Below are 8,728 nucleotides of genomic sequence, written 5' to 3'. Positions count from 1 at the left end.
CATGAGGCAAGCCGGTCGAAGTGGCGGTCGTTGACGATCGAGCTGTACTGCATGTTCTGCGCGATCGAGGGATAGAACGCTTCCACGCGTTTGGCCACGCGGGTGACGAAGTCGTCGACCTGGTCGCGGGGCACCAGCACGTAATCAGGTGCGATGCAGGTCTGGCCGGCGTTCACCAGCTTGCCGAAAACGATGCGTTCCACTGCATGGTCCATGCGCGCGCCCGGTCCGACGATGGCCGGAGACTTGCCGCCGAGCTCAAGGGTCACCGGCGTAAGGTTGGCGGACGCTGCGCGCATGACATGCCGGCCGACGGCGGTGGAGCCGGTGAACAGCAGGTGGTCGAAGGGAAGGGCGGAGAACGCCGCGGCGACCTCCGCGTCGCCGTTCACCACGGCTACTTCATCGGCGCGGAAATAGCGGGCGACCAGGTCGGCGAAGAGTGCCGAGAAAGCCGGGGTGAGTTCGGACATCTTCACCATCACCCGGTTGCCCGCCGCCAAGGCATCTGTGACCGGGCCGACGGCCAGGTACAGCGGGTAGTTCCACGGCACGATCACGCCGATCACGCCCAGTGCTTGCGGTTGCAGGGCGACGCGCGCGGGAAGGAACCAGAACCCGGCCCAGTGCCGCCGCACGCGCATCCAGCGGCGTACGTGCTTGCGCGCATGCTTGATGCCGTCCAGGCTCGGGAATACCTCCAGCAGGGAGGTTTCTTCACTCGAACGCTGGCCGAAGTCGGCGCAGATTGCCGTGGCGATCGCCTCGCGGTTGTCCCGTATCAGGGAGGCAAGGCGGTCCAGGCGGTCGCGGCGCGTGGCGCCGTCGGCCGGCGGCTCGTTGCGCTGGGCCGCGCGCATGGTGTCGAAGATCTTCTGCATGGGTAAAGCCCGTCCTTGTGTTCGGTGCAGACGTTTTACATCAAACCGTGTTCAGAATTTGGCCCGCAGTTCCACGCCCCACATCCGCGGCGGGGTGATGGTGGCGAACGGCGTGCCGAACACCGATGTGCTGATGTTGTTGACGCCCGTGACATACCGGCGGTTGAACACGTTGTTGCCGAAGATCGCCGCGCCCCACGTGCCGCCCTGCGACTGCCAGTCCAGGCGGGCGTCGGTGCGGTTCTGCGCGCTGCCGGTGTTGAAATTCGGGCTGACTTCGCACTCACCCTGCAGCACCGAATCGTCGTTGCAGCGTGATTTGCCGCGATAGGCATGCTGGATGTCGAAGGCCAGGTCGCCGTGCATCACGCCGTGCCAGGTGTAGCCGAATCCTCCGGCGAAGGAAAAAAGCGGCTCGCCGGTGGGCTGGCCCGACAACCGCACGCCATCGGGGGCCACGGTGTCGCGGTAGGTGGCGTCGATATAGGCGACGTTGCCATAGACGCGCATGCCGTCCACCGGCTGCCACTGCGCTTCCAGTTCCACGCCGTGGGCGTCCTGGTCACTGCTGTTCACCAGATAACGTGGCACACCGGAGCCTGCGGTATTCGGGTCGAGCGTGAGCGACTGCTTGTTGGTGTAGCGGTAGTAGTAGACCGAGCCATTGAGCAGCAGGTGCAGGTCTTCGAACACGTTCTTGATGCCTGTCTCGTAGTTCCAGACCTTCTCCGGCTCGAAGCGCGAGCCCACCTGCACGCTGTTGTAGCCACCGGCCTTGTAGCCCTTGGTCACCGATACATAGCCCATGCTCGATGGCGTAAACCGGTAGTCGAGCACCGCACGCGGGCTCACATCGGACCAGCTGTCGTGGAAATGCACCGGTACGCCCACCGCGTCGGTGAAGATCAGGTTCTGGCGGAAGGTGGCAGGGTCCACCCCTACCGCGGCAAGCAGGCCCAGGGCATCGAGCGTGTTGATGGTGTCGTCCAGCGCGTCGGCCTGCCGTGGCGCGTTGTACCAGGAGAAATCCTTGGTATCGCGCGTGTAGCGCACGCCGGTGGTGAGGTTCATACGGTCGTTCAAGTGCCAGATCACGTCGCCGTACGCGGCGTAGGCCTTGAAGCGGCCCACGTTGGAGATCTGTTCGCGCCAGGGGTCACCGAGCAGGTTGAACGGCAGGCCGTTGGCCTGCAGCAGGGAATTGAAGAAATGGTAGATGGTGCCGTCCGGCGTGCCGGTGGGCACGCCCAGGTTCAGTGCGAGCGTATCGATGCTGTCAGTGAAGACGTTGGTCTGGCTGGTCTGGCGCGCCTGCTCCTGGTAGTAGCTCACGCCCGCCACCCAATCGGCCACGTCGTTGTTGCCGGCAAATTTGAACTCCTGGTACCAGCTGTTGTTGTGCTCGATGTTGTCCGTGTCCAGGTAGGTCAGGATGTCGTTGGTGCCGTCGTAATCGCCACGGTTGTGCGTGTCGAAGTTCCGCCACGCGGTGGTGGAGGTAACACTTCCCCAATCCATCGAATGATCGATCACCAGCGTCGCGCCGTCGAAGCGGCGGCCTTCACTGGCATCCACGGCATCGTTGAGCAACGGCACGTGCAGGGGATTGCGATAGGTGGCAGGGTCCGGTGGGTACGGCGGCCGGCCATCGGGCGTGGTGGGCAGCGGGGCGATGCCGAAGGCGGGGCTCGGCGGTTGCTTGAGTTCCTCGTGGTCCCAGGTCAGCAGTACCCGCGTATTGCCGGTGACATTCCACCGCCAGGCCGCGCGCGTGCCCCAGTCGTCGTCGCGTCCGTAATGGCGGCCCGTGGCTGCATCCTTCACCCAGCCGTCGGACTGGTTGTCCAGCACCGAAAGCCGGAAAGCCATGTCCTTGCCGACGGGAATATTAAGCAGGGCATCGGCGTAACGCCGGCCATAGTCGCCGAAGCGAACGCGCGCGCGTCCTTCGAACTGGTCGCTGGGTTCGTTGGTAATGATCGAGATCGCGCCGCCGGCGGCATTGCGGCCGAACAGGGTGCCCTGCGGCCCCTTCAGCACTTCGATCCGCTTGACGTCGTTGAAGGCCAGCAGCGCGCCACCCGAACGCGCGGCATACACACCGTCCACGTACACACCTACCGCAGGCTCGGTACCGATGCCGAAGTCGGCGGTGCTGACACCGCGCAACTGGTATCGCGGCTGGGTGGGTTGGTCACCTCCCACCACCAGGCCCGGCACGAACAGGCTCATCTTGCTCAGGTCCGTCGCGGCGAGTGTATCGATTTGTTTGGCGGTGACGATCTGCAACGGGATCGGCACCGATTGCATTTCCTGCGTACGGTTTTGCGCCGTGACGGTGATATTGCCAAGCTCGGTGGCCGCCCTGGCGTCGGCGGGCTTCGAGGTATCGGTATCTTGAGCCCAAGCCGCCGTGACACTGGCGATACTGGCGGCAAGCACCGCGCAGGTACGGATACCTGTGCGCCGATTGATGTGGTTGGCCATCGGATCATCTCTCCATGATGAAAGCTTAGGTTTATTCCCTGGCGACGCACGAGCCCTGTTGCGACGCGATCCAGGCGCGGATCAACGCCACCCCCTCCCGGTGGACGGTGCTTCGGCCTATTTCGGGCATCATCACGCCCGGTTCCGCCGACGCCATGCGATAAGGCAGGATCGATGCATCCGGTTGTCCGGGCACGATGTCGAACATGTGGTCACCCGTGCCGCGGCCGGCGGCCACGGGCGGCTTGCAGATCCCCAGGTGGCGGTCTTCGTCGGCGGTCACGTCGAGGGTGAGCGCGGTGGTGTTGGCGGCGCCCTTCGGGTTGTGGCAGTGGCCGCAGTTGATGTCCAGGTAGGCGCGTGCGCGCGCCTCTAGTGGCTCATGCGTATCCATCCAGTTGGCATTGCGCGGGATCTGCGCGGCCGTGGGCAAACCCTGCAGGTAGCCCACGCGCGCCAGGTGCGCCAGCTGGTTCTCCCTTCCGTCCGGATAGTCGTAGTCGCGGTTGACGTGACGGGCCTTCGGCCCGATCGGTGCGATCTGCCGGGTCACCCAGTCGCGTGCATGGCAGCTCGAGCACTGGCTTTCATCTGGAACCACGTAGTTGAATGCCTCGTGCGCGCCAGCGTCGTCAAGCAAGGTAAGCGGCAATACGGCGCCGGTGCGGGCAAGGTCGGCGTCCGTCTGCGCGGCGTTCCACACGTAGGGTATGGCGGCCCATCCCGATGCCCGGCGCACCAGGATGCGCGTCTCGACCAGGTGTACGTGCGCAAGGTCCAGACCTTCGCCCGCGAAATCGCGTGAACTGTCGTACGTGCGCAGCACCGTGCCTTCCGGGCCGCCGGCGGCACGCGGGTAGTAGAACGTCTTGCTGATGACCGTGCCGACCGGGAAGTCGAAGGTCTGTTCGGCGTCGTAGTTGGCGTGTGTGCCCTGCGGCATCCAGATCGTGCGCAGTTTGTGCGCGTAGTCGGTAAAAAGCGGGGTGTTGAGGTCGTACGGCACCACGCCCTGGTTTAGCACCAGCTTGCCGTCGGCCACGGCCACTACATGCCATTCGGACAGGTGCGCAGGACGGCCCTCGGCGTGGAAGGCCACCGGTGGCATCTGCCGGTGGCACGCGGCGAGCATCCCGCCTAGCACGAGCAAGAACGCAGTGGCCACGCACCAAACTAGCCTTCGGTGCATGCCTTAGCCCTGGCCCAGCACGATCGCCGGGAGCTTGGGCAGCGTGCACTGGTACGCGCGGGTGTCGGTGCTGGGTTTGTCGTAGTCGTGCGGCCCGTCGGCGTTGAGCACGCCCACCGGTCCGTTCTGGATGCAAAGCCGGTCTGCTGGCGGTGGCAGGCCATCGACCAGCGTTTTTTCGTCGACAAAGCCATCCCAGAGAACATCGGGGAAGCGCCCGCCCATGCCGTACACCGCGGTCTTGAGCATCTTTAGTTTCATACCGTCGGGGGCATCGCCGCCGCCGGCAAAGCGGTTGCCGTAGATGAAGATGCCTTTCGGGTAGGGGTTGTAGTTCGGGTCCACGCCCTTCTTGTTGTAGTAGTTGGTCGAGAAATAGCTGGAGATGATCACGTTCGCCGTCTGGTGGTTGACGATGTCGTTGTCGAAGATCTCCACCTTGTCGTTGGAGTTGACCACTACGCCCGAACCTGCCGGCACGCTGGCGACCGCGGCGCCCTTGGCGGCGAAGTTGGCCGTGTTGTTGTCGCGCACCTGGTTCTTGAATACGCGCGTGGCGTGCCCGGGCTGCGAGAGGTTGGGCATGTTGAACACCAGGATGCCGCCGGTGTTGCCGACAGCTACGTTTTCATACACGTCCGCGCCGATCGAGTTCTCGATCTCGATGCCTGCCACGTTCGATTGCGCACGGTTGCGGCGCACGATGATGTTGTTGGACTGGCCCACGTAGATGCCGGCATCGGAGGCGCCGATGGCGACGGAGTCCTCGATCAAGGTGTCCTGGGTCTTGACCGGATAGATGCCGTAAGCCCCGTTGGTGGTCTTCGGGCCACCCGTCCATTCCACGCGTACATCGCGGATGGTGATGTGCCGCCCCTGGTTGATCTTCAGCCCATCGCCCTTGGTGTCTTCGATGGCCAGGTGCTCGATGGTGAAATCGTTGGCGTTCACCAGCAAGCCTTCGGGGCCGGTCACCTGGTCCTTGAACGAGAGCACCGTCTTGTCCTTGCCCGCGCCGCGGATGGTGACGCCGTCGGTGCGCAGGCTCAGGCCTCGCTTGAGGCGGTAATGCCCGGCCGGTATCTCCACGACGCTGCCGGGTTTGGCATCCAGCAGTTGTTGCTGGAGCCTGGCTTCGAAACTATCGCCGGCGCTGCCGCTATCGGCCGTCGGGGCCGAGGACTGCCCGCTACAGGCCATCAGGCCCAGGGCCATGGTGGCCAGGATGATCGTCGATCGCATGGAACGCTCCCCCATTCAAACGGCTGTTCGTCGCCTGCCTTGCAATCTGCCGCCTAGCGGATCGGGGGAGGGAGGGGCGTTGCGACGACGATGGGGGGAAAATCGGCCAACCCGAGGGGTTCAAGCGGCCCGGCGGGCATCCCGGGGCGGCATGCCCGTCCAGCGCTTGAACGCGCGCCGGAACTCGCGAGGGTCGGCGAAGCCGATCTCCGTGCCCACTTCCGCCACGCTCAGGTGCCCGGCGTAAAGCAGTTCCATGGCCCGTTCGGCACGCAGCTGGTCGTGGATGTCACGGAATACCCGGCCGCTTTCGGCGAGCCGGCGGCGAAGCGAGCGCTCGCTCATGTTGAGGCTGCGGGCCACCTCGGGCAGCCGGGGGTGTTCGCGCAGCCGCATACGCAAGAGTTGCTCGACTGCCATCACCACTTCATCGGAGCTGGTGCCCTGGGGCAACTCACGCGTGCAGATCGCCAGCGCCTGTTGCCTGGTGCGCGCGTTGTAGCCGGGAAGGGGTACCTCCATCCAGCGCGCATCCATCACGATCTGGTTGGCGGGCGCGCCGAAACGCAGCTCGCACTGGAAGAAATCCATGTACTGGCGGACGTAGGCGGGCCGGGGATAGGTCAGTTCCAGCCGCAGCGGCCGCAAGGCCGGCCCCACCAGCTCCCGCGCCACCGCCAGGCAACTGGCGAAGAGTTCTTCGCAGAGGAAAGGCAGCAGGGCGTGCTCGCCGAAGCGCGGCCAGGCCACCAGGGCCGCCTCACGCGGGCCGGGCATGTCGAAGCCGATATCCAGCAGGGAGCCGCACACCTTGTGGTTTTCGATGCCCACGCGCATGGCGTCGCCAAAGGTGGCCGAGGTCATCATGGCCAGGCCCAGCAGACCGAAGCTGCCGAGGTTTCCATCCCGACCGGCGCGCATGCCCAGTGCCGGGTCCCCCACGGCGAGCAGGGCGCGGCGCAGCACGATGGCGGCTTGCCGGTAGGAGACGCGTGCCTCAGGGTCGGCGATCTGGCTGCGGTCGAGCGGCAACCCGGCAAACCAGGGCGTGCAGTCCACGCCGTCGCGATCGGCCAGGAGGGTGAGCCCGAGCAGCACGTTGGGCGGGATTTCCACCGCCGTGTAGCGTGGGTCGTCGGCGGGGTTATGGATGCCTGCGACGGATTTCATTGAACCGCTCCCCAGCTGTCCAGGCACCGATCATGGCACCTGGACAGGGGAAACCGTTAACGCATCGCAACATCCTGCGCGTGGCTTATTCGCCGATGGTCAGCAGCGAAGCGTTGCCGCCGGCCGCCGTGGTGTTGATGGTGAGCGTGCGCTCGTTGGCAAAGCGCAACAGGTAGTGCGGACCACCGGCCTTGGGGCCGGTGCCGGACAGCGCCTCGCCGCCGAAGGGCTGTACGCCCACCACCGCGCCGATCTGGTTGCGATTGACGTAGCAGTTGCCGACCCGCGCGTGCGACTGGATGTAATTGACCGTGTCGTCGATGCGGCTGTGGATGCCGAGGGTGAGACCGTAGCCGGTGGCATTGATCTGCTCGACGACCTTGTCCAGCTCGTCGGCGTTCCAGCGGATCACGTGCAGCACCGGACCGAACACCTCGCGGGTGAGCTGGCCGAGCGACTTCAGTTCGTAGGCGCGTGGGGCGAAATAAGTGCCCTTGCCGGTGGAAGCGGGCAGCGCCACCTCGGCGATCTTGCGGGCTTCGGCATCCATGCGGGCGGCGTGGTCGACCAGGATCTTCTTGGCGTCCTCGTCGATCACGGGCCCCACGTCGGTGGAAAGCTGGCCTGGATCGCCCACGATGAGCTCGGCCATGGCGCCGGCGAGCATCGACATCACCTTGTCGGCGATGTCGTCCTGCACGAACAGCACGCGGGCGGCCGAGCAACGCTGGCCGGCGGACTGGAACGCCGAGGCGATCACGTCCTTGACGATCTGCTCGGGAAGCGCCGACGAATCGGCGATCATCGCGTTCTGGCCACCGGTCTCGGCGATCAGCGCCGCGATCGGGGCGTTGCGCGCGGCAAGCGCGCGATTGATCGCCCAGGCGGTATCGGTGGAGCCGGTGAAAGCCACGCCAGCCACGCGCGGATCGCGGGTGAGGGCGGCGCCGACGGTGGCGCCATCGCCCGGCAGGTATTGCAGCACCTCGCGCGGCACGCCGGCGTCGTGCAGCAGCTTCACCGCTTCATAACCGATAAGCGAGGTCTGCTCGGCGGGCTTGGCGATCACCGAGTTGCCGGCGGCCAGGGCGGCGCTCACCTGGCCAAGGAAAATCGCCAGCGGGAAATTCCAGGGGCTGATGCAGACGAACACGCCGCGGCCATGCAGGGATAGCTGGTTGCTCTCGCCGGTGGGGCCGGGCAGCTGCTCGGGATGGCCGAACAGGCGGCGCGCCATGGTGGCGTAGTAGCGCAGGAAATCCGCGGCCTCGCGAATTTCGGCGATGGCGTCGGGAAGGCTCTTGCCGGCCTCGCGTACGCACAGCGCGATGAACTCGCCGCGACGCGTTTCCAGCTGCTCGGCCGCATGCTCGAGAATCGCCGCGCGGCTGGCGGCCGGCAGGCGGTCCCAGCCCGGTTGCGCGGCCACGGCATTGGCCAGGGCCTTCTCCACCGTTGCGTCGGTGGCATGGCTGACGGTGCCCACCACACGGCCCCGGTCCGAGGGATCGGTTACGTTCACCGCGGCGCCGGTCGCGGCGGCCCCCGGTACCAGCGGCGCGGCGTTCCATGGGCCGGCGTGCGCGTGGATGGAGTCGGCAAGCGCCTTCAGTTCATTGTCGTTCGCAAAGTTCATGCCCATGGAATTCTTCCGAAGTTCACCGTAGAGGTTCACCGGCTGCGGGATGCGCGGGTGGGGGATGGAGGCGAAACCACGGACGGTTTCGCAAGGGTCGGCAACCAGGTCGCGGACCGGGAT

At 65.7% G+C, this 8,728-nt stretch carries 6 protein-coding genes; all 6 read right to left on the bottom strand.

The window, feature by feature from the left end; translation table 11 throughout:
* Positions 1-881 (bottom strand): aldehyde dehydrogenase family protein (locus VK519_RS09460; RefSeq protein ID WP_324349295.1); only part of this gene is annotated, 881 nt, incomplete at its 3' end.
* Between the two features lie 51 nt (positions 882-932).
* Positions 933-3,368: a TonB-dependent receptor gene (locus VK519_RS09455; protein WP_324349293.1), complete on the bottom strand. Its 2,436-nt coding sequence runs from the start codon at positions 3,366-3,368 to the stop codon at positions 933-935.
* Positions 3,369-3,399: 31 nt separating this feature from the next.
* A complete protein-coding gene (locus VK519_RS09450) occupies positions 3,400-4,533 on the bottom strand; it encodes an SO2930 family diheme c-type cytochrome (RefSeq protein WP_324349292.1) in 1,134 nt (377 codons plus the stop codon).
* Between the two features lie 27 nt (positions 4,534-4,560).
* The gene (locus tag VK519_RS09445; RefSeq protein ID WP_324349291.1) at positions 4,561-5,799 is read right to left on the bottom strand and encodes a parallel beta-helix domain-containing protein; all 1,239 of its coding nucleotides are present in this window, start codon (positions 5,797-5,799) and stop codon (positions 4,561-4,563) included.
* A 120-nt stretch (positions 5,800-5,919) separates the two neighbouring features.
* Positions 5,920-6,969 carry an AraC family transcriptional regulator gene (locus tag VK519_RS09440; RefSeq protein WP_324349290.1) on the bottom strand — a complete coding sequence of 350 codons (1,050 nt, stop codon included), beginning with the start codon at positions 6,967-6,969 and terminating at the stop codon, positions 5,920-5,922.
* 85 nt (positions 6,970-7,054) lie between these two features.
* The coding region (putA, locus tag VK519_RS09435) for a bifunctional proline dehydrogenase/L-glutamate gamma-semialdehyde dehydrogenase PutA (protein WP_324349288.1) at positions 7,055-8,728 on the bottom strand (1,674 nt) is incomplete at its 5' end.

The sequence above is a fragment of the Pinirhizobacter sp. genome (assembly GCF_035317885.1).
In the GTDB taxonomy this organism is placed as follows: Bacteria; Pseudomonadota; Gammaproteobacteria; order Xanthomonadales; family Rhodanobacteraceae; genus Pinirhizobacter.
Note: the sequence above shows the minus strand (reverse complement) of the source record. Positions and strands in the feature narration are given on the sequence as shown.